Annotated in this window: 16 protein-coding genes; 4 read left to right on the top strand and 12 right to left on the bottom strand. The window is 72.7% G+C overall.

Going from position 1 to position 21162, the window contains the following annotated elements; all coding sequences use genetic code 11:
- Positions 1–191: 191 nt before the first annotated feature.
- From trxA to ACWGL3_RS20745, 3 genes are all read right to left on the bottom strand, one after another.
- Positions 192–515, bottom strand: coding sequence for a thioredoxin (trxA, locus tag ACWGL3_RS20755; protein WP_267947348.1), 324 nt, complete (start codon positions 513–515; stop codon positions 192–194).
- 84 nt (positions 516–599) lie between these two features.
- Positions 600–1532, bottom strand: coding sequence for a thioredoxin-disulfide reductase (gene trxB, locus ACWGL3_RS20750; protein WP_267947347.1), 933 nt, complete (start codon positions 1530–1532; stop codon positions 600–602).
- Positions 1533–1697: 165 nt separating this feature from the next.
- Positions 1698–2132, bottom strand: coding sequence for a hypothetical protein (locus ACWGL3_RS20745; protein ID WP_267947346.1), 435 nt, complete (start codon positions 2130–2132; stop codon positions 1698–1700).
- A 199-nt stretch (positions 2133–2331) separates the two neighbouring features.
- Here ACWGL3_RS20745 and ACWGL3_RS20740 point away from each other — a divergent pair, with 199 nt between their 5' ends.
- Together ACWGL3_RS20740 and ACWGL3_RS20735 are read left to right on the top strand one after the other, a co-directional pair.
- On the top strand, positions 2332–3510 hold the full coding sequence (locus tag ACWGL3_RS20740; protein ID WP_267947345.1) for a sensor histidine kinase: 1179 nt from the start codon (positions 2332–2334) through the stop codon (positions 3508–3510).
- Positions 3507–4226, top strand: a complete 720-nt coding sequence (locus tag ACWGL3_RS20735; protein ID WP_267947344.1) for a response regulator — start codon at positions 3507–3509, stop codon at positions 4224–4226. The genes ACWGL3_RS20740 and ACWGL3_RS20735 overlap by 4 nt, the downstream gene beginning before the upstream one ends.
- Positions 4227–4316: 90 nt before the next feature.
- Here the strand turns inward: ACWGL3_RS20735 and ACWGL3_RS20730 are convergent, their stop codons facing one another.
- From ACWGL3_RS20730 to ACWGL3_RS20705, 6 genes are all read right to left on the bottom strand, one after another.
- On the bottom strand, positions 4317–5180 hold the full coding sequence (locus ACWGL3_RS20730; RefSeq protein WP_267947343.1) for a hypothetical protein: 864 nt from the start codon (positions 5178–5180) through the stop codon (positions 4317–4319).
- Positions 5177–5803 (bottom strand): RNA polymerase sigma factor SigM, encoded by a 627-nt coding sequence (gene sigM, locus ACWGL3_RS20725; RefSeq protein ID WP_267947342.1) that lies wholly within the window; start codon positions 5801–5803, stop codon positions 5177–5179. The genes ACWGL3_RS20730 and sigM overlap by 4 nt, the downstream gene beginning before the upstream one ends.
- 24 nt (positions 5804–5827) lie before the next feature.
- Positions 5828–7405 carry a protein kinase family protein gene (locus ACWGL3_RS20720; RefSeq protein ID WP_267947341.1) on the bottom strand — a complete coding sequence of 526 codons (1578 nt, stop codon included), beginning with the start codon at positions 7403–7405 and terminating at the stop codon, positions 5828–5830.
- A gap of 279 nt (positions 7406–7684) precedes the next feature.
- A complete protein-coding gene (gene murJ / locus ACWGL3_RS20715; RefSeq protein WP_378554254.1) occupies positions 7685–9550 on the bottom strand; it encodes a murein biosynthesis integral membrane protein MurJ in 1866 nt (621 codons plus the stop codon).
- A gap of 76 nt (positions 9551–9626) precedes the next feature.
- Entirely contained in the window at positions 9627–11456 is a 1830-nt protein-coding gene (gene murJ, locus ACWGL3_RS20710; protein WP_267947340.1) for a murein biosynthesis integral membrane protein MurJ, read from the bottom strand.
- Positions 11457–11644: 188 nt separating this feature from the next.
- Complete coding sequence (locus ACWGL3_RS20705; protein WP_452461695.1) at positions 11645–14260, bottom strand: DUF6049 family protein; 2616 nt, start codon at positions 14258–14260, stop codon at positions 11645–11647.
- Positions 14261–14620: 360 nt separating this feature from the next.
- Between ACWGL3_RS20705 and ACWGL3_RS20700 the strand changes: the two genes are divergently transcribed.
- On the top strand, positions 14621–16120 hold the full coding sequence (locus ACWGL3_RS20700) for a CCA tRNA nucleotidyltransferase (RefSeq protein WP_267947339.1): 1500 nt from the start codon (positions 14621–14623) through the stop codon (positions 16118–16120).
- A 17-nt stretch (positions 16121–16137) separates the two neighbouring features.
- Here the strand turns inward: ACWGL3_RS20700 and ACWGL3_RS20695 are convergent, their stop codons facing one another.
- On the bottom strand, positions 16138–16863 hold the full coding sequence (locus tag ACWGL3_RS20695; protein ID WP_344179195.1) for a class I SAM-dependent methyltransferase: 726 nt from the start codon (positions 16861–16863) through the stop codon (positions 16138–16140).
- A 281-nt stretch (positions 16864–17144) separates the two neighbouring features.
- On the opposite strand from ACWGL3_RS20695, the gene ACWGL3_RS20690 reads away from it, so the two are divergent.
- The gene (locus ACWGL3_RS20690) at positions 17145–17666 is read left to right on the top strand and encodes a GNAT family N-acetyltransferase (RefSeq protein ID WP_267947337.1); all 522 of its coding nucleotides are present in this window, start codon (positions 17145–17147) and stop codon (positions 17664–17666) included.
- A gap of 136 nt (positions 17667–17802) precedes the next feature.
- Here ACWGL3_RS20690 and ACWGL3_RS20685 read toward each other — a convergent pair whose 3' ends face one another.
- Positions 17803–19098, bottom strand: a complete 1296-nt coding sequence (locus ACWGL3_RS20685) for an MFS transporter (RefSeq protein ID WP_267947336.1) — start codon at positions 19096–19098, stop codon at positions 17803–17805.
- A 59-nt stretch (positions 19099–19157) separates the two neighbouring features.
- Positions 19158–20228, bottom strand: coding sequence for an inositol-3-phosphate synthase (locus tag ACWGL3_RS20680; RefSeq protein WP_267947335.1), 1071 nt, complete (start codon positions 20226–20228; stop codon positions 19158–19160).
- Between the last annotated feature and the right edge of the window lie 934 nt (positions 20229–21162).

Here is a 21162-nt window from a genome sequence, read left to right as displayed (position 1 = left end):
GGCGGTCGCCGCCCAGCGCGGTGTCGGAGGTGAAGTCGAACCGCAGCTGGCCGGGGCGGGTGTCCCCACCCGCCGGGCCCCCCCCCCGGCCCCGGGCGGGGGGCCCCCCGGGCCCGGGGCCCAGCACGCACGAGAGGCCCCCAGGGTGGACCTGGGGGCCTCTCGTCGCCTCTGGTGTCGCCCGCGTCCCGTTACAGGAAGTCGGCGAGCTCCTTCTCCAGGACGCGCTTCGGCTTGGCGCCGATGAGCTGCTTGACGACCTCGCCGTCCTTGTAGAGGTTCATCGTCGGCAGCGACATGACGTTGTAGGCGCGCGGCGTCTCGGGGTTCTGGTCGGTGTTGAGCTTGACGATCTCGATCTTGTCGCCGTACTCCGCCGCCAGCTTGTCCAGGACCGGGGCCATCTGCTTGCACGGGCCGCACCAGTCGGCCCAGAAGTCCACCAGGACGGGCTTGCCGCTGGCGAGGACCTCTTCCTTGAAGTTGGCGTCCGTGACGTGCTTGACAGTGGACATGGTTCTCCTTGGTTCACCTGGTGGCGGATGGCAGGGGGGAGGAACGCGGGCCCTCTCGGGCGGGCCCGCGGGAGGGCGGAGGCGTCAGTTGCCCCGCGCCGCGAGGAAGCGCTCGGCGTCCAGGGCGGCGGAGCAGCCGGTGCCGGCGGCCGTGATCGCCTGGCGGTACTGGTGGTCGACGACGTCGCCGCAGGCGAACACGCCCTCCAGCGTGGTCCGCGTGGACGGGAAGTCCACCTTGACGTAGCCCTCCCCGTCCAGCTCGATCTGCTTGTCGAACAGCTCGACCCGAGGGTCGTGGCCGATGGCGACGAACAGGCCGGTCACGTCGAGCGTGCTCGTCTCGCCGGACTTGTTGTTCAGGACCCGCAGGCCGGTGACGCGCTCCGTGCCGAGCACCTCGGTGACCTCGGAGTTCCAGAGGAAGCGGATCTTCTCGTTGGCCTCGGCGCGCTCGACCATGATGCGGCTCGCGCGCAGCTCCTCGCGGCGGTGGATGACGGTCACCGACGAGGCGAAGCGGGTGAGGAAGAGGGCCTCCTCCATGGCGGTGTCGCCGCCGCCGACCACCGCGATGTCCTGCTCGCGGAAGAAGAAGCCGTCGCAGGTGGCGCACCAGGAGGTGCCCCGGCCGGAGAGCTCCTTCTCGCCGGGCACGCCCAGCTCGCGGTAGCCGGACCCGGTGGCGAGGATGACCGTGTGCGCGAGGAAGGTCTCCCCGCCCGCGACGACCTCCTTGACCGGCTTGTCCAGGTTCACGGAGGTGACGTCCTCGGGGACCAGCTCGGCTCCGAAGCGCTCGGCCTGCTTGCGCAGGTTGTCCATGAGGTCCGGTCCCATGATGCCGTCGGGGAAGCCGGGGAAGTTCTCGACCTCGGTCGTGTTCATGAGGGCGCCGCCGGCGGTGATCGAACCCTCGAACACCAGCGGGCGCAGCTCGGCTCGGGCGGCGTACACGGCAGCGGTGTAACCCGCCGGTCCGGAACCGATGATGATGACATTGCGGACGTCACTCACGCTCGTAGGCCCTTCACACAGTCGCTGCCCTGGCCACGCGTCGTGACCTCAGGGGAAGATGGTTAGCACAACCGATGGTAGGTGCAGGGCATTCCCCCCGGGACATCCGCCCGGCTTACGGGGGCGGGGTATGCGTCGCGGGGGTCCGTGGCCCGGGTCCGCCGTTCAGGGGCCCCGCCGGTGGTCCTCCAGCGCCGCCCGGACCGCCACGGCGACCGCCCCCGCCAGGAGCCCCCACAGGGCGTTCGCGGCGAGGGAGGAGACGAGCGCGAGCGGATCGTCGAGCGGACCCCGGGGCCCGCCCGGCGTGATCGGTGAGAGCACGGCGACCAGCACGGTCGAGAACACGGCGTGGGCCAGGCCCGCGTACACGAGGGTGAGGAGCGGCCGGGGGACACGGGCGACCACGACCGCGGCCACCCACGCGACCGTGATCACGACGGTCATCCCCAGCGGGAGGTACGGTCTCCAGTCGATCGCCTCAGCGACGCCCGTGACGCCCAGCAGGGGCCGGAGCAGCGCCAGGGCTCCGAGGCCCAGGACGAGCGACCACGGGACACCGGAGAACGGTCCGGCGGACGGGGGCTGCGGCTGGTTCACGGGCGCCTCGCGGGGTCGTGGCGCGCTCGGCGCGCCGGGGACGGACAGCCCCGACGGTAGGGACCGCGGGCCCCCTCGCGCGTCCGGCGCCGACCGCGCCCCGGTACGCGGTCCCGACCGGTCGGTGTACGTCGCGGCGCGTAGCGGCGAGCGTCCCCGGTCCCGTGCCCGCCGGGGGACCGGTCCGTAGAATCACCGCATGCCCAGCGACCGCCAGGACGTCGTCGTCGACGCGCTGTTCGGGTTCGCCGTCTTCGCCGTGGTGGCGATCGCGGTCGGATCCGACGTCAGCAACAGGGGGAACCTCGCCCTCGGCTACGCGATGGCCGCGGTGCTCGGCGGCCTCATGCCGGCGCGGCGGCGGTGGCCGGTGGGGGTGCTCCTGGCGACGGCGGTGCTCATCGTCGCCAACTACGTGATCGACCTGCCGACCATCGGCCTGGCGGTCCCCGCCGCCGCGGCCCTGTACTCCGCGGCGGAGGCCGGCCGGACGGCGTGGTCGGCGGGCACGGCGGCGGCGCTGGTGGCGGTCTCCACGTTCGCCCGGCTGGGCGAGGGCCAGGACCCCGCCTACCTCCTGGGGTACGAGCTGCCCTCCACGGCGGCGATCATGGGCGCGGCCATCGCCCTGGGCCACGCGCAGTGGCAGCGGCGCCAGGCCGACCACCAGCGGGAGAGGGCCGCCCTCCTGGACGCGCAGGCGCGCGAGTCCGAGGCGGCCGAGCGGTTGGCGCTGGAGCGTACGCGGATCGCGCGCGACCTGCACGACGCGGTGGGGCACCATCTTTCGGTGGTGTCCCTGCACGCGGCGGTGGCGGCCGAGGCGCTGGAGGACGACCCCGCGGACGCGGAGGCGGCGCGTGCGGAGCTCGCGCACGTCACCCAGGCGTCCCGCGCGGGCCTGAGCGAGCTGCGCTCCACCGTGCGCGCCCTGCGCGACGCCGATCCGGGCGGCGAACGGACCTCCTCGCTCGCGCACCTGGACGAACTCGCGGACTCGGTCCGGGCGGCAGGTGTGGCGGTCGAGGTGGAGGGGAGGCCCGGGACCGGAGAGATACCGGGGATGGTGGACGCGACCGCCTACAGGATCGTGCAGGAGGCGCTGACCAACACGCTCCGGCACGCCCGGGCCGACCGGGCCCGGGTGGTCTTCACGAGGAGGGACGGTGTCCTGGAGGTGCGGGTGACCGACGACGGACGACAAGGCCCGTCCACCGCGGGCGGCGGCGCGGGCGAAGGGCCCGCGGTCGCCCCCGGGAGCGGGCTCGCGGGCATGCGCGAACGCGTACGCCTGGTGGGGGGCTCGGTGGAGGCGGGGCCCGGCCCCGGTGGAGGGTTCGCGGTGCACGCGCGGCTGCCGCTCGGAGGGGACCGGTGATCCGGGTCCTGCTGGTGGACGACCAGCCGCTCGTCCGCACGGGTGTGCGCGCGCTCCTGGAGCGCGACGGGGGGATCGAGGTGGTGGCGGAGTCGGGGAACGGCCGGGAGGCCCTCGCCGACATCGGCAGGTACCGTCCCGACGTGGTCCTGCTCGACCTCCAGATGCCCGCGGTGGACGGCCTCGCGGTCCTGCGCGAGCTGGGGCGTCGACAGGGCGACAGGTCGACACGGGCCCCGGGGCCGGAGCGTGCGGGGGAGGCCGGCGCGGATGCCGCGTCCGGCGGCCCCCGGGTGGTGGTCCTCACCACGTTCGGGGAGGACGACAACGTGTTCACGGCGCTGCGGCTGGGCGCCTCGGGGTTCCTCCTCAAGGACGCGGAACCCGGCGAGCTGCGCGCGGCGGTGCGGACCGTCGCCGCGGGGGAGGCGCTGCTGTCCCCCGCGGTCACGCGCAGGGTGATCGAGAGGGTGGCCGACACCTCGGTCCCCCCGGAGGCGGCCCGCCGCCTGGACGTGCTGACCGCCCGGGAGCGCGACGTGCTGGCCCTGGTCGGGCGCGGGCTGTCCAACCAGGAGATCGGCGCGGAGCTCCACCTGAGCCCCGCCACGGCCCGCACGCACGTGGGCCGCGTCCTGTCCAAGCTCGGCGCCAGGGACAGGGTGGGCCTCGTGGTCATCGCCTACGAGACGGGCCTGGTCAGTCCGGGCGGGTGACGGGGCGCGGGCGGGTCGACATGTCGACCTTCGCGGTCCCGCCCGCCCCCTCCGCGTCCTGTGTACGGGCCCGGAGGCCGCCGGGCCCGCTCAGGGGCCGGGCTCGGGCACGCGCTCCTGGGTGATCACGCTGCCCTCGGTGTCCCCGCCCTGCGCGCAGAGCGGATCGACCACGTACACGTCGTACTCGTCGCCGTCGAGGGCGAACATGGCCCACGCCGGGGTCGTCCCGTCGCCGTAGTGGGCGTCGTCGACCAGGCTGAAACGGGTGTCGAGCGCCTCGCCGAGACGCCCCGCGCACTCCGCCACCCCGGGCGGGGGGCTCTCCTCCGCGGCCAGGGGCTCGGCGCCGTCCTCCTGCGGGGCCCCCACGGGGGAGAGGTCGAGGGTCCGGGCGGCCTGCTCCGCCAGGCCGGCGCCGGTGTAGACGGTGCCGCTCCGCACCACCTGGGGCGTGTAGGCCTGGGCGGTGTCCGGCACGGCCTCCTCCTGCCCGTCCTGCAGGAGGGGCGCGGCGACGCCGGCCTCCTCCTGCGGGGCCAGACCGTTGAACAGGGCCGCGCCACCGCCGGCGACGACCGCCGCGGCGGCGGCCACCATCATCAGCCGGGGCAGGCCGGCGCCGCCGAAACCGCGCCGGCGGCGCGAGATCGGTGTCACCCCGGCGGTCGGTCCGGAGGCGGCGGGTGCGGCGGCGGGTCCCGGCGCGCCGCCGTTCTCCGCCCGCTCGCGCGCCGCCTCGGCGACACGCCGGTCGAGGAGGTCGGCGACGTCCCGGGGCAGCTCGGGAGCGGGTGCGGCGGCCAGCGCCTCCGTGACCCCCGTGAGCTCCTCCAGGGTGGTCGCGCAGGTCGCGCAGGTCTCGATGTGGGATGCGACGGTACGTTCCTCGCCGGGCTCCAGGAGCTCCTCGGCGAAGAAGGCGAGTGCCTCCACGTCTGGATGGGACGTCACGATGGGTTGGCACCTCCTCTCCCAGATGTGACGTCTCGCGGATCCCGGGGGTTCCTCAGATGGGCCAGTGACGGAAGAAGTTTGGCGCGACCCCGGGCACACCGGCTCTTGACCGTGCCGGTCGCCACGTCGAGGATCTGGGCCGCCTCCTCCACCCGGTAGCCGAGCATGTCCACGAGGGTCAGCGCCATCCGCTGGTCCAGCGGCAGCAGGTCCAGGGCGGCGTGCACGTCGAGGCGGGCCTCGGTCTGCGAGGCGTGGTCCGGGGCGCCTCCGGCGCGGCCCAGCCGCTCGTTGGCGACCACGTCCAGGGTGGCGTCCTCGGTGGGGGTGGCGGGCCGCACCTTGCGCCGGCGCAGCCGGTCGTGGCAGGCGTTGACCACGATCCGGTGCAGCCAGGTGGTCACCTGGGACTCCCCGCGGAACCGCTCGGCGGCGCGGAACGCCGACAGGAAGGCGTCCTGGAGGGCGTCCGACGCCTCCTCGGGGTCTCCCATCATCCGCACTGCGACAGCCCAGAGGCGCTCACGGTGGCGGCGAACCAGTACCCCGAACGCCTGTTCGTCACCCTGAGCGTGCCTCGTCAACAGCTCCCGGTCAGGAAGCTCGTGGACCGCGTCCATCAGCGCTGATCACATATCCCACTACTAGGTTCCGCGTACCTCTACCTCGTTGACGCTCCCACGGTAGTCCCCCCCGTTCTGGGGCAGGGCCGTGAACCAGACCAGGACGTACTGACCGGTGGCGGGCTCGTCGAGGACGACCTCCTGGGAGGACCCGCTGCCGCTGCCGACCACCTCGTAGTCGTTCTCGGAGTTCCCGTTCGCGTCGCCGACCCGGATCTCGAACTCGTACCCGTCGCCGGCCATGTCGAGGTCCACCGCGTGGATCTCGTGGCTCGCGCCGAGTTCGAGCTGGAGGCCGACACCGGGCTTGATCATGTCCAGCGGGTCCCTGTAGCCCTGGGTGTTCCAGGCGGTCGAGGGGTCGCCGTCCCAGGCCAGGGGCGCGTTGGCGCTGTGCTCGTCGGTGTCGCCGTGCGGGTTGAGGCCGCGCGAGCCGACGATCTCCAGGGGGGACGCGTCCGCGGCGTCGTCCGCCGGGTCCTCGGCGGAGCCCGCGCTGGGGGTGGCGGGGTCGTCGCCGGGCTGGAGGCTGGAACCGAGGCTCCAGGCGCCCACGACCACGGCGGCGAACAGCACGACCGCGACGACGCCGACGAGGATCCTCTTGGGCGAGGCCTGGGAGCGGGCCGCGCGCTGGTCCATGCGGGAGGGGGCGGGGCGCTCCGCACGGGGGGCGGAGGCGCTGCGCGCCGCGGTGGCGCCGCGGGCGGAGCCGCCGCTCCGGGCGCTCCGGCGGGGGCCGGAGCCGGTGGTGTCGAGCTCGCCCGTGCGCCGCGAGGTCCCGGGCTCGGGGGGCGCGGACTCCACGGGGGAGACGGGGAGCGGGATGAGCCGGGGGACCTCGGCCATGGCGGCGCAGAAGTCCGCGGGCGAGGTGATGGGCGGGCCGGGCACCATCTGGCCCGCGAGCTGGGGCAGCGCCGCGCGCGTGGTGATGGTGTTGAGGGGCTCGGTGACGCCCTGGCGGATCTGTCCGGGCGGGTAGGGGCCCGCGGGGCCCTGGGGGGCTCCGGGAAGGCCGCTCTGCGGCCCGCCGGGCCAGTGCCCGGTGAGCGCCGCGTACAGCAGGTTGCCCAGGCCCTGGGCGTCGACCGCGGCGGGGTCGGCCACGACGGCGCCCAGCAGCGCGGCGTCGACGCCGATGCCGGTCACCTTGACGGCCCCGCCGCTGCTCCACATGAGCTTGCTCGGGGTCAGGCACAGGTGGTGGAGCCCGCCGGCGTGCGCGGCGGCGATGGCCTCGGCGGCCTCGGCGACCAGGCCCGCGGCGCGCTCGGGCTCCATGGGGCCCTGGGCGAGGAGGTCGGCGAGGGAGGAGCCGATGACCCACTCCTCGACGACGTAGGGGACGGGGGTCGTGTCGTCGGCGTCGAAGACCTGGGTGACGCGGGCGTCGGGGATGCGGCTCGTGGCCCTGGCGGCGCGCACGACCTCGGACGTGCGGGGGAAGCCCTCGGTGAAGGTCCACACCGCGACGGGTCGCGCGAGGGTCTCGTCGGTGGCCTTCCAGCGGGTGGCCCCGCCGGTCTCACTCACCACTTGGTCGAGGCGGTACCGGTTGGCCAGCTTCGCCCCGGGTTCGATCAGGAAGGTGCTCATGTTGGGAGTGACGGACGCCAGTGCCGTGAGCTCCGCGCGCTCCTCCCGCAACGGGTCCCTGGGGACCGGAGCGGTGCGGGGTGTGCGCGAGGGGGTTATCGGCCCTGCCTGCTGTCCCCAGCCTCCCTTCGGGCAGCTCGGATGAACATTGCTGTAGCGGTAAAGCGATGCGTGTCCATGCTAGGACGCCTGAACAGCATCTTCGGAGGACATCGGATACTCATTCACCTTCCGGGGCGTATCGGTGCTCGGCTACCCAACGTCATCCATTCCTGGTGATCAGCGGCGTCGCAGCCGTGTTCTGAGCAAATCGAGGAAGGATGTGACTTCGGTCACATTCAGGAACTTCGCGGTAACCACGAACAGTACGGCACCGACGACGCCCCCGGCCAGCATCGCCGCCAGACCCGGCCACAGATCACCCGGCAGACCCCGGAAGGCGTAGATCATCGCCACCCCGAAGACCGCGGCGGGGACCGTGGCCACGTGCAGCTTGAACAGCGTCGCCGCGGTGCGGCGGCCGTCCATGCCGTTGAGCTTCCGGTGGAGCAGGTACCACATGACGACCGAGCCGACGATGTAGTAGAGACCGTACGGCACGGGCAGCCAGACCACCACGTGCTGGGGCTCGACCACGAACAGCAGGGCGATCGCCGTCACCGCGTGGGCGGCCTCGGAGGGGATCGACACCAGGGCGGGGGTCCGGGTGTCGCCCAGCGCGTAGAACACGCGCATCTGGAGCTGGAACAGCGTGAACGGGATCAGCATCACGCAGAAGACCATCAGGATGCGCCCGATCGCCGCGGCGTCGGACGCCGTCGTGCTGCCCTGCGCGTAGATCATCACGCAGAACGGGATCGCGAACACGATCATCGCGACCGAGATCGGCACGATCAGCACGGAGGAGAGCCGGAACCCGCGCGAGAAGTCGCTGCGCACCTGGTCCTTGCGCCCCGCCGCCACGTGCTCGCTCATCCGCGGCAGCAGGGCGGTGATCACCGAGACCGCGATGATCGCGTACGGCAGCTGGAACAGCATCGACGCGAACTTGTACGCGGTGATGCCCGCCCCGGAGTCGAAGCCCAGCTCCGCGGCGCGCGTCCCCGCGCGCGTGGCCACGTTGGTGGAGACGAGCGCGCCCAGCTGCGCGACCACGATGTAGAGCATCATCCACGAGGCGGCGCCGGCCGCCTCGCCCAGACCCGAGCCGCGCAGGTCCAGGCGCGGCCGCCAGCGGAAGCCCGCCGCGGCCAGCGCCCACACCAGGACCGCCGCCTGGAGCACCTGCCCCATGGCCGTGCCCAGGCCCAGCAGCATCAGCTCGCCGGGGGTGACGGTCTCCGGGGTGCGCCCCGGACCGGCGACCGCCATGAACCACAGGAGGATGCCGATGATGACGACGTTGTTGAGCACCGGCGCCCACATCGGGGCGCCGAACCGGTTGCGCGCGTTGAGCATCGCGCTCGCCAGGCCGCTCGCCCCGATGAAGAAGATCTGCGTCACCAGGTACCGGGCCATGACGACCGAGACCTCGTACTGCGCCCCCGTGAACTCGCCCGCGTAGATCCTGATGAACCACTCCGCCACCAGGACCGACAGGACCGTGATCACGAACAGCGCCAGCAGCATGAGGGTGACCAGGCGCTGCTCGGTCCTGTCCCCGCCGTCCTGGTCGAGCTTGCGCCGCTTGACCAGGAACGGCACGAACACGCTGGCCAGCAACCCGCCGATGAGCAGGTCGTAGATCATGTACGGGACCATGCCCGCGGTCTGGTAGGCGTCGCCCAGCAGCTGGGTGCCGATCGCCGCCGCCAGGAGGATGGTCCGGACGAACCCCGTCACGCGGGAGACGATGGTGCCCAGCGCCATGACCGCGCTGGACCTGGCGATGTTGCCGGGGGCGGTGTGGGCGCTGCCGCCGATCTCGTCGCCGTCCTCCAGGCGGTCGGCGGTGCCCACGTCACCGATGTCGCTCGGATCGCGGACCGTCCGCAGCCCGGTCTCGGGCACGCCCTCCGGCTCGTCGCGCTCGTACGTGTCGAGCACGTCCTCCGGCATCACCACGGGGCGGCGATGGCGCGTCCTGGCCTCGGCGGACGCCCCGCTCGGTGCGGGGTCCTGCTCTCTGGGGTGATCGCTGGGCACCGTCGGGACGTCCTTATCTCGGTCGGGGCGCTTCGGGGGAGACCTTCGGCGGGATCAGAGCCGGGGCGCTACGGCATCAACGACGCATGCGGCCGCGGACCAGTTCCACCGCCGCGCTCAGTTCCGGCACGCGCAGCAGTCGCGCGAACCCGAGGAAGAGCAGTGCGCCGACGACGCACCCGGTGACGGGGGCGCCGATGTAGGAGGCCAGGCCGGGGCCGACGTAGGCGTCGAAGAACCAGAGCACACCGAGGCCCGCCGCGATGCTCGGGACGACGGCCAGGTGCAGGCGCAACATTGTGCCAATGATGTGCTTTCCGTCAAGTCCGCCGATGCGCCGGCTCAGGACCAGCCCGGCGATGGTCAGACCGGACAGGAACGAGACCATGAAGCCCGAGGCCACACCCACGACCACCAGGTTCGGCGGGAGCAGCAGGTAGGAGACGAGGGCCAGGCCGCTGTGCACGGCGAGGTTGGCCGCCCCGATCATCGCGGGCGTCCGGGTGTCGCCCATGGCGAAGAACACCCGCAGCATGAGCTGGAAGACGGTGAACGGCACCAGGCCCAGCGACATGACGGCGAGGATCTGGCCGATGCTGGAGGCGTCGCCGACCGAGATGGACCCGCGCGCGAAGGCCAGGACGGACAGCGGCTCCGCGAACATCGCCACCGCGAACGCGGTCGGCACCAGGACGAACGCGGAGACCCGCAGGGTCCTGGAGAAGTCCCCGCGGACCGCGTCCCAGTTCCGGTCGTCGGCGTGGGCGCTCATCCGGGGGAGCAGCACGGTGATGAGGGAGACCGCGATGATCGCGTACGGCAGCTGGAAGAGCTGGTACGCCAGGTTGTAGGCGCTGATGCCCGCGCCGACGTCGAGGCCCTGCTCGATGCTCGACACGTTCGCGGCGTTGGCGATGTTGGTGGTGATCCACAGGCCGGCCTGCGTGAGCAGGGTGTAGAGCATCATCCACCCGGCGGTGCGGAGCGCGTCGCCGAGGCCGGAGCCGCGCAGGTCCAGGCGGGGGCGCCAGCGGTAGCCGGTCCGGGAGAGGGCGACGAACAGCACGACCGCCTGGAGCAGCATGCCGCCCGCCGTGCCCGCGCCGAGCAGCGTGAGCTGGCCGTCGGTGACGGTCTCGGGGGTGCGGCCGGGGCCCGCGACCCACAGGAACACGGCGGCCACGGACATGATGACGACGTTGTTGAGGACCGGCGCCCACACGGCGGCGCCGAACTTGCCCCGCGTGTTGAGCATGGCGCTCAGCAGGCCGCTCAGGCCGACGAAGAAGATCTGCGCGAGCAGGAACCTCGCCAGGTAGACGGACGCCTCGAACTGGACCGGTGTGAACCGGGACCCGTACATCCAGATGAGGAACTCGGCCGCCAGGATCGCGGCGGCGGTCAGGAGGAACAGGGCCAGCACCGTGGTGGTGAACAGGCGGTCCTCGGTCGCCTTGCCGCCGTCCGCGTCGTTCTTCCTGCGCTTGACCAGGAACGGGATGATGACGCTGGCCATCAGCCCGCCGATGAGCAGGTCGTTGAGGATGAAGGGGATCGTGTGGGCCGTGTGGTAGGCGTCACCGAGGAGGTGGGTGCCGATGGCGGCGCCGAGCACGATGGTGCGGGCGAACCCGGTGAGCCGGGAGGCCATGGTGCCCACGGCCATGATCATGCTGGAGCGCATCATCCCGCCGGAGTCCGATCCGGAACCCGCCCCCGCGCCGTCCGCCCCGGAGCCGGAAGCGGCGTCCCCGGCGGGGACGGCGCCGGGCTCGGGCAGTTCGCCCTCCTCGAAGGAGGGCATGGGGCCGCCGCTGGGACGGAGAGTGCTCTCACCCGGGAGGGGGCCTTCGGGCTGGGGGGAACGGCGGTGTTTCCCGCCGCCGTTCGGAGAGTCGGTGACCACCGTGGATCAGGGTTCCTTTCGTCCGACTGGAAGGGTCCGTCCGCGGCGCCGTGGTCCGGCGCCTGTCCGGCCGGGCCGGACACGCGGCTCGGCGCCGCGTGTGCCGACATGGAGATGTGCGGGTGTGTCGACATGACGTCCTGTCGGTAAGGAGTCGTGTCACCCATCGGTCCGTCGGGGCGCCGGGGTCACTTCCCGGAGCCGTCCTTGTCCCGTTCCTGGGCGTCCTCCCCGGCCTCCGGAGATCCTGCCCCGGTGGCCTCGGTGTCCTCCCCGGGCCCGGTGGAGGACGCGGACGCCCCGGTCTCCCCGGTCTCCCCGGACGCCCCGGTCTCCCCGGGCGTGGCGACCGCCCCGGGAGGGACGGAGCCCGCGGGGTCCCCGGAGCCGCCCCCGGTGTCCCCGGGAGCCGCGGGATCCGCGGCGGTGCCGGTCGCGGCGCCGTCCGGTCCCCCGGCCTCGGCGGCCCCGGCGGCCTCGGAGTCGGAGCGGGACGCCTGCTTGCGCGCCCACTTGCGCAGGGCGCGGGGCGCCAGCGCGGCGACCAGGATCAGCAGGCCGATACCGCTGATGAGCAGCGCCTGGGTGCCCAGGCCGGTGGCGTTCACCGGGATCACGGTGTCCTGCGTGCTGATCGGCTCGCCCGCGGAGTTGTGCAGGCTCACGGTCAGCTCGGTGCGGCCGTTGACCCGGGCCGACAAGGGGACGTACACGGTGGTCTTGGCGCCGGGGTCGATCTCGAAGAAGTCCGTGTACGAGCCGATGCTCAACCGCTCGGAGTTCTCGGAGAACACCGACAGGCGCACGATGACGGCCTGGTCCTCCAGGTCGTTGGCCACCAGGACACCGGTGGTGCCCGTCTGGCTCGCCAGGGTGACCGGCTCGCCGGGGATGACGCGCACGTCGCCCATACGGTCCTGCACGGAGTCCAGGACGAGGGACCGGGTCGCACCCGCGAGGGCCTCCTCCTCCCGCCAGTACACGGACTCCAGGCGCAGGAGCGCGGGGCGGAACGGGTCGACGTCGTCCACCAGGACGCTGTTGAACAGGCGCACGTCGTTGTTGACGTCCTCGACCAGTCCCATATAGGTGGGGCTGAGCTCGTCCTCGGAGGCGCTGTCCGGGTAGTCCAGGTTGCGCCGGGTGTCCTCGCGCTCGTCCGCGTCGGCCGGCTCGATCTCGTCCAGCTTCTCCGGCGACAGCCACGGGAGGCCGTCGGAGGCGGCCAGCACGCCGTCGGCGAACTCCGGGCTGGGGTCCCAGCCCGGGTCCGGCGAGGCGACGACCACGCGGTCGCCGCCGGCGTTCTCGCCCGCGATCATCGCGGTCTCGGCGGCGAACCGCTGGAGCGCGAGCGCGGACTCGCCGGGCTCCCACGACGGCATGGACAGCACGTCGGTGAGCCCGGAGTCGGCCACCAGCGCGAACGGCTCCTCGACGGGCTCCTCCTCGGGAGCGGCCAGCGGGGCCTGCGCGGTCGGGGTCGTGGACATCCAGGACGCGGGCGGCATGGCGCCCTCGCCCAGCAGGAAGCGGGTGGCGCCCTGGGCGGCGTACAACTCGTAGACGGAGTCGTCCATCAACCCGCCGGGCGGCATCGCGAAGGCGCCGTCCGCCTCGAACGACAGGGCGCGCAGGACCGCCTCCTGCCCGATCCGGAGCGAGGCGGCGGCGTCGTCCCCCATGTCGTTGCGCATCAGGGCCCCCAGGTCGGCGCCGGCGTAGGGGGACGCCACGACCGTGTCGCGGGCGAGCACCGCGCGCGCCTCGCGCAGCCACACCTGGGCCGCCTCGTCGGGGCCGGCCCCGTGCCTGACCGGGTCGGCCTCCGCCGGCACGGCGAGGAGGTCCTCCAGGACCTCGTGGTCCTCCGCGGCCATCCGGTGGATGTCGTCGAGGGTGCCGGGGTCCACCGCCCAGGTGACCGGCACGCCCTCGGTGCGTTCGGGGCGGGGCTCCTCCTCGGCGCCGGGATCCTCCCCGCCTCCGTCGCCCTCGGCGCCGGGGTCCTCCTCGTCGCCCTCCCCGCCGTCCTCGGCGGCCTCCTCGCTGGGGACGGAGTCGGCGGTCTCCTCCGCGGTGGCCTCGTCCTCCTCCGACGGCGGCTCCTCGGGCTCCTCCCCGAGGCCGAGCAGCTCGACCAGGTCCTCCTCGCCGGCCGCGAAGTCCAGGGGGACCTGCGCACCGGACGAGAGGAGGCGGCCCAGCCTGCCCTCGGCGCGGACCGATTCGTGCAGCTCGCCGCTGAGGAAGGTGTCGTCGTCGGCCCGCTGGGGCCGGTCCATCAGCGGCCACACCCACGCGATGCCGACGGAGGGCACGTCGTCCCCTCCGGAGCCCGTGTAGGGGAGGAACGTGTACTGGGAGCCGATGACACCGCCGTCCCCGTCGACCGCCTCGACCACGAGCGGGTACACGCCGTAGGACGAGAGGTCCAGGTCCTCGACCGGGATGCTCAGCGAGTACTCCTCGGAGGCCTCGGGCGGCAGTGCGGAGGCGACCTCCTCGTCCGGGCCGGGAGCGTTGGGCTGCCAGCCGTCCCCCGAGGCGAACTCGTCCAGCTCGTCGCGGTTGGTGAACGGGTGCCGGGAGTACCTGACCCGGACCGTCACGTCGCGCACGCTGTCCGCGGTGGTGTTGGTCACCTCGCCCGCGATCCGCAGGGTGCTGTCCTCGCGGACCGCGTCCGGTGTGATGCGCTCGACGACGAGCGGCTCGACGGAGCCGTCGTCCTCGGGGTCCGCCAGCGCGGGTGAGTGCGCGGCCGGTATCGGGAGCAGCGCGGTGGTCATGGCCATGACCACCGTCGCGGAGGCAATTCGACGCAACGCTTGACCGGTTTCCTGATTCGGGTCCAGGTGGCCGTCCCGCCGGGGAACACGGTGAAGGGGCGGAGACGCTCGGGGTGCCCGCACGGCGCACACGGCGTACGCGGGTCGGGTGGGCGCGAGATGACCGCGGTCCTACCACTCCACCCGAAGATACCGTCTTCGCTGTCCGTCGGGTCGGGGGAGGACCACCGCGTGGTGCTCGGCGGAGGGGCCACTCTTTCATCAAACGGGTGCGCTCCACCAGAGCCGGGGCCGACCTGTGGACGACCCGGCCCGGCCGGGGGCCGCGGGACGATTCGCAGTTTGGACCGACGGCCGCCTAATCTGCGTGGTGTGCCGAACACAGAGTTTTCGAGTGAGAACGACGCCGACCAGCGGCCGGAGGCCGGGGCGGTCCCGGGACCGGGGTCGCTGAACGGTACCCGGCGCGCGGCGATCACCGCGCTGGCGGAGGCCGTGCAGCCGGTATCGGACGAGCTCGGCGCCCGTTTCGCGTCGCACGGACAGCAGCTCGCCCTCGTCGGCGGCCCGGTCCGCGACGCGCTCCTCGGCAGGCGCTCCAACGACGTCGACCTGACCACCGACGCGGTCCCCTCGCGCATCCTGGAGCTGGTGGACGGCTGGGCCGACTCCGTGTGGACGGTCGGCATCGAGTTCGGCACGGTGGGCCTGCGCAAGGGGGGCCACCAGCTGGAGATCACGACCTACCGCAGCGAGTCCTACTCGCCCAAGTCCCGCAAACCCGACGTGGCCTACGGCACGGACATCCACGACGACCTGTTCCGGCGCGACTTCACCGTCAACGCGATGGCCGTGCGCCTGCCGGAACTGGAGTTCGTGGACCCCTTCGGCGGGCTCGCCGACCTCGAGGCGGGCGTGCTGCGCACACCGGGCCGCCCGGAGGACTCCTTCAGCGACGACCCGCTGCGCATCATGCGCGCGGTGCGCTTCGCCGCGCAGCTCGGCTTCACGCTCGCGCCGGAGGTCGCCGAGGCGGCCCGCGGCATGGCCGACCGCCTGTCCATCGTCTCCGCCGAGCGGGTCCGGGACGAGCTGACCAAGCTCATGGTCAGCCCCGACCCGCGCCGCGGCATCGAGCTGATGGTGGACCTGGGCATCGCCGAGTACGTGCTCCCGGAGATCCCCGGGCTCCGCCTGGAGATCGACGAGCACCACCGGCACAAGGACGTGTACGAGCACTCGCTCACCGTCCTCGACCAGGCCCTCGACCTGGAGCGTTCCCGTGGCCACGAGCCCGACCTGGTGCTGCGCCTGGCCGCGCTGCTGCACGACGTCGGCAAGCCCAAGACGCGCGAGTTCGAGGGAGGGGGCCGGGTCACCTTCCACCACCACGAGGTGGTGGGGGCGTCGATGAGCCGCAAGCGGCTCACCGCCCTGCGCTTCCCCAAGGACGTCGTCTCCGACGTGTCCACGCTGGTCGGGCTGCACCTGCGCTTCCACGGCTACGGCAAGGGCGAGTGGACGGACTCCGCGGTGCGCCGCTACGCCCGCGACGCGGGATCCCAGCTGGAGCGGCTGCACATCCTCACCCGGGCCGACTGCACCACCCGCAACCGCCGCAAGGCGGCGGCGCTGTCGAAGGCCTACGACGACATCGAGCGGCGCATCGGGAAGCTGGCCGAGCAGGAGGAGCTGGACCGTATCCGCCCCGACCTCGACGGAAACGAGATCCAGGAGGTCCTGGGCCTCTCGCCGGGGCCCGTGGTCGGCAAGGCGTACCGCTTCATGCTGGAGCTGCGCCTGGAGAACGGGCCGATGGGCAAGGAGGAGGCGGCGGCGGAGCTGCGCGCCTGGGCGGCGGAACACCTCTAGGGGGTGTTCCGCGGGGATCAGCGGTGCGGCTTCACCGCGGTCACGGCCATCGCCATGCCGAACACCCGCAGAGGGGTGCCCTCCAGGCCGTCGGACAGGGACTGGAGCCCGCGGGTCCGGCGGTCGAACGGCGGCATCACGTAGTCGACGGCGCGCATGCTCAGCCCGACCGCGCGCAGCAGCCGGCCCATCTCCTGGGTGGTGAAGGAGCGCGCGTCCGACATGCGCTCGTGGAGCGGCCGGACCCAGGGCAGGAACGGCGCCGTCAGGGCGGACCTGCGCCTGCGCCCCCACAGCACCCCGTGGGTCTCGAACGGGAACCACCGGTTGGGCGTGGTGAGGGAGAGCGCCCCGCCGGGCTTGAGGACGCGGTGGATCTCCGCGAGGCTGCCCTCCACGTCCTCGATGTGCTCGACCACCTCGAACGCCGTGACCCGGTCGAAGGTGTGGGCGTCGAAGGCCAGCGAGTCGGCGGACATCTTGTGGAGGCCGATCCGGTCCTCGAACCCGGTGCCCGCGATCCTGGCGGCGAACGCGTCGAGGCGGCCGGGCTCGACGTCGATGGCGTCCACGCGCACGTAGCCCTGGGCGAGTTCGACGGTGTACGTGCCGTCCCCGCACCCCACGTCCAGCAACCGGTCGCCGCGGACGGGCAGCTGCCGGGACACCGCCCCGATCCGCTTGGTCACCCCGCGCGCCCCGAAGGCGCCGGAGGGGTTCCCGGGGCCCAGCTCGCCGCCCATGGCGCACCATCCCTGTGTGTCGACAAGTCTTTTCCGGGACACTACAACACGTGACTCCGCCGTCACGGAAGGATCGGGCGGTGTGCGGCCGGGCCGGCCGGGGCGCCGTCCTCCCCGGCCGGGCCGGGGGGCCGTGCCGACCCGTCGATCCGTCGACTCGTCGCCATGTCGCCACGTCGACACGTGTGCGGTCCGGCGGACACGGCGGTCCCGGAGGCGGACCGGCCGGGGAGTGATCCCCGTCCTTGTCGTGCCGGGCGGCAGCGGGGGAGACTGGCGCGGTGACCATCACCACCTGGTACCTGGAGTCCACCGACCCCGCCGACCTGCGTCCCGCGCGGGAGCCCGGGGCGGACGTGACGTTCTCCCGGGCCGAGATCCCCAGCCCCGTGCTGAGCCGGTTCATGCACGGCGGTGAGGTCGGCGGCGACTGGGAGGCGGCCGACGGGCTCGGCCTCTCGGCCGAGCAGTGGCGGGCGTGGGTCGACCACCCGGGGCGCGAGACCTGGGTCCTGTACGAGGAGGACACCCCCGCGGGCTACGCGGAGCTGGACGCCCAGCCCGACGGGGCGGTGGAGATCGCCTACCTCGGACTCGTGCCCGGCTTCCTCGGCAGGGGTATGGGCGGGCACATGCTCACGCTGGCCCTCGAACGCGCCTGGGACCTGGCCGGGCGCTGGCCGGACCGGGACCCGACCCGGCGGGTGTGGCTGCACACCTGCTCCCTCGACGGGGAGCACGCGCTGGCCAACTACCTGGCCCGCGGCCTCCGCGTCTACGAGGAGACCACGGAGCACGGCTGACGGGGAGCCGGTCGCGCCGGGTCGGCACGTCGACAGGTCCTCCTGTCGACATGTCGTCGGAACGCCGGGGCGTGGTCCGCGGACGCTCTCGGCGGGCCAGGCGCCCGCGGACCCGGAACGGTCCGCGGAACACGCCCTACGCCGCCTCCCGCACGGCCTCCGGCCCCGGGACGCGGAAGCCGCGCACCACCCAGGCGGCGGCCGCCGCCGTGTAGGCGGTCGCCATGCCCGCGACCACCGGCACGCTGATCCCCGAGGGCGGGACCAGTGCGGCGGCCAGGGCCGCGCCCAGGACGAACGTCGCGTTGAAGAGCACGTCGTACACCGAGAACACCCGGCCCCGGAACGCGTCGTCGACATGTCGCTGGACCAGGGTGTCGACGGTGACCTTGACCCCCTGGGAGACGAAGCCGAGCACGAACGCGGCCACGGGGAACAGCGCGGCGGAGAACGGCAGGCCGAACACCACCAGGGCCGCGGCCGCCACCGCCAGCTGGAGGGCGATCCAGCTCCCGGCCGCCATTCGGGCCGTCGCCCAGGGAGTCGCCACGGCGCCCAGGAAGAACCCCGCCGCCAGGAGCCCGGCCGACACCGAGAAGCCGGCGAGCCCGGCCACGCCGCCGTCGGCGAACGCGTTGTTGTACAGGAGCAGCGTCAGCAGGGTCGAGACGCCGAACAGGACCCGGTGGACGCCGATGGTGGCGAGGGCGTCCCTCGGGGCGGGGCGCTCCCAGATGTGCCGTACCCCGGACGCCATGCCCCGCGCCACGCTGCGGACGGCGTCCGCGACCTCGGCGGGTTCGCGCTCCAGGTGCGGCCCCAGCTCCCGGCGGCCCAGGGTGAGGGAGACGAGCGCAGCGCCGGCGAAGCCGAGCGCGGCGACGAGGAGGATCAGCCCCGTCCCGAGCGCTGCCCCGCCGCCGACGAGGCCGACGGCCAGGCCCGCCCCGGTCCCGAGGGAGCTGGCCGCGGTGCCGCAGGTCGGCGTGACGGCGTTGGCCATCATCAGCTTCTCGCGGGGCACGACGTAGGGCAGGCCGGCGGAGAGCCCGGACAGGAAGAAGCGGTTGACGCTCAGCACCAGGAGCGCCGCGACGAAGAAGGCCGGCCCCTCGCCCCCGGACACCAGGAGGGCGCTCACGGCCGCGAGCGCGGCCTTGGCCAGGGAGGACAGGAGGAGGACCTGGCGGCGGGGCCACCGGTCGATGAGGACCCCGGCGAACGGCGCCACCACCGAGAACGGCAGGAGCAGGACGGCGAAGGCCGCCGCGACGGCGCCCGCGCTCGTGTGCTGCTCGGGGTTGAAGAAGACGAAGCCGGCCAGCCCGGCCTGGTAGATCCCGTCGGAGAACTGCGAGACCAGCCGGGTACCGAAGAGGCGGCGGAACCGCGGGCCCCGCAGGACCGCGCGCAGATCACCGAAGAAGGACACCGGACCAGGGTAGGGCGTGCCCGGGGCCGGGGCCCCGGGCAGCCGCCCCACACCGGTGGCTACTCGCCCGCGATGAAGCTCTCGACCTTGTCGTGGGCCTCGGCGTCGCTGTACTGGACGGGCGGGGACTTCATGAAGTAGGAGGAGGGCTCCAGGATCGGGCCGCCGATCCCGCGGTCCTTGGCGATCTTCGCGGCGCGGACGGCGTCGATGATGATGCCCGCGGAGTTGGGGGAGTCCCAGACCTCCAGCTTGTACTCCAGGTTGAGGGGGACGTCGCCGAACGCGCGCCCCTCCAGGCGGATGTACGCCCACTTGCGGTCGTCGAGCCACGGCACGTGGTCCGACGGGCCGATGTGCACGGAGCCGGCCTTGAGCTCGTGGGGGATCTGCGAGGTGACGGACTGCGTCTTGGAGATCTTCTTGGACTCCAGGCGCTCACGCTCCAACATGTTCTTGAAGTCCATGTTGCCGCCGAAGTTCAGCTGGTAGGTGCGGTCGACGATCACGCCCCGGTCCTCGAACAGCTTGGACAGCACCCGGTGGGTGATGGTCGCGCCGATCTGCGACTTGATGTCGTCGCCGATGATCGGGACGCCGGCCCGGGTGAACTTGTCGGCCCACTCGGGGTCGGAGGCGATGAACACCGGGAGGGCGTTGACGAAGGCGACGCCCGCGTCGATCGCGCACTGGGCGTAGAACTTCCCGGCCTCGTCGGAACCCACGGGGAGGTAGGAGACGAGGACGTCGGCCTTGGCGGCCTTGAGGGCCGCGACCACGTCGACGGCGTCCTCGGGGGACTCCTGGATGATCTCGCGGTAGTACTTGCCGAGGCCGTCGTAGGTGGGGCCGCGCATGACGGTGACGCCGGTCGGCGGCACGTCGCAGATCTTGATGGTGTTGTTCTCGCTGGCCGTGATGGCGTCGGCCAGGTCGTGCCCCACCTTCTTGGCGTCCACGTCGAAGGCGGCGACGAACTCGATGTCACTCACGTGGTACGGCCCGAACTGCACATGCATGAGGCCGGGCACCCGGGACTCGGGGTTGGCGTCCTTGTAGTAGTGAACGCCCTGCACGAGCGATGCCGCACAGTTGCCGACGCCCACGACGGCTACACGTACCGAACCCATTGGTCCTTGCTCCTTCTTCTCCGCGAACATGGATTCCACAGCGCACGGCGACGGCCCCGCGCCGGAGGCGGTCGGGTTCGTCGTCCTGCGTTCGTCTTCCGTATGTGGTCAGCAGCGAACACGGCGTTTCTGTTCCCCCGTGGGCGGCTGTCGACCGCCGGGGAGAGAACATGCATGTATGGCTGTTTTGTTCAGCTATGACTCTATCTCCGCCCGATCGGGGGACCGCATGGCGCACCGCCGACACGGCCGCCCGGCGGCGCCCGGACCCCCTCCGTCCAGCGGATATCCGGAGACACTGGGGGCAAAATCTCACACACTGCCCCCGACCTGCGCGAACGAGGTCCCCGAGCGGGGCGCGGACACGGTCCCTGCGCCTGCCGGCGTTCGGTTCCCGCGCCCTGAACAGGCGCGACGGGCGGTTTCGGACACAACATGGCCAGGTGTCCCATGGCGCGCGATACCCTCGCGCGTGGGTTGTGCTATACCGTTCCATCGCTCTAACGTGACCTTTGATTTGCGTGCGTAGCCGGTAGAGCCCTCGGACGGAGCCCCCGCCGCGGTGACGTCCCGTCGGCACAGAGCACCGACGAGCGGGCAGCGCTCCCGCAGGCCAACGATCAGGAGGATGAAGCGGCTAACGTCTTCGCGACCTGTTGAAAACCCCGAACCGCCTCTGTGCGTCCCTTTTATCAAGCCTTGAACGACCGGTGAGGAGGCGGACGCGGCCCCGCGGGGCCGATTCGCCCAGGTCGCCCGAGGAACAGGTCGCGGATCACCGATCCCCCAGGGGGACCGTCCCCCCGTTTCCACCAAGGAATCGTCAGGCCGACCGGCCGTGAGAGGCAATCGAGGACCACGTGAGTACCGAACGACGACGGAATGCCGACGGCGGCCGTCGCCGGGCCGATGGCCCGGGCGACGGTCCACGGGG

Source organism: Nocardiopsis sp. NPDC055824, from assembly GCF_053616335.1.
The sequence above is the reverse complement of the archived record's forward strand: the minus strand, read 5'-3'. Positions and strand labels throughout refer to the sequence as shown.

Bases quoted from the DNA above. Each gene is read 5' to 3' on its own strand.
- ACWGL3_RS20695 (WP_344179195.1), bottom strand. From the start codon at position 16,863: ATGGGCGGCGAGCTGGGCCCCGGGAACCCCTCCGGCGCCTTCGGGGCG.
- ACWGL3_RS20740 (WP_267947345.1), top strand. From the start codon at position 2,332: ATGCCCAGCGACCGCCAGGACGTCGTCGTCGACGCGCTGTTCGGGTTC.
- ACWGL3_RS20720 (WP_267947341.1), bottom strand. From the start codon at position 7,405: ATGAGCACCTTCCTGATCGAACCCGGGGCGAAGCTGGCCAACCGGTAC.
- trxA (WP_267947348.1), bottom strand. From the start codon at position 515: ATGTCCACTGTCAAGCACGTCACGGACGCCAACTTCAAGGAAGAGGTC.
- ACWGL3_RS20680 (WP_267947335.1), bottom strand. From the start codon at position 20,228: ATGGGTTCGGTACGTGTAGCCGTCGTGGGCGTCGGCAACTGTGCGGCA.
- sigM (WP_267947342.1), bottom strand. From the start codon at position 5,803: ATGGACGCGGTCCACGAGCTTCCTGACCGGGAGCTGTTGACGAGGCAC.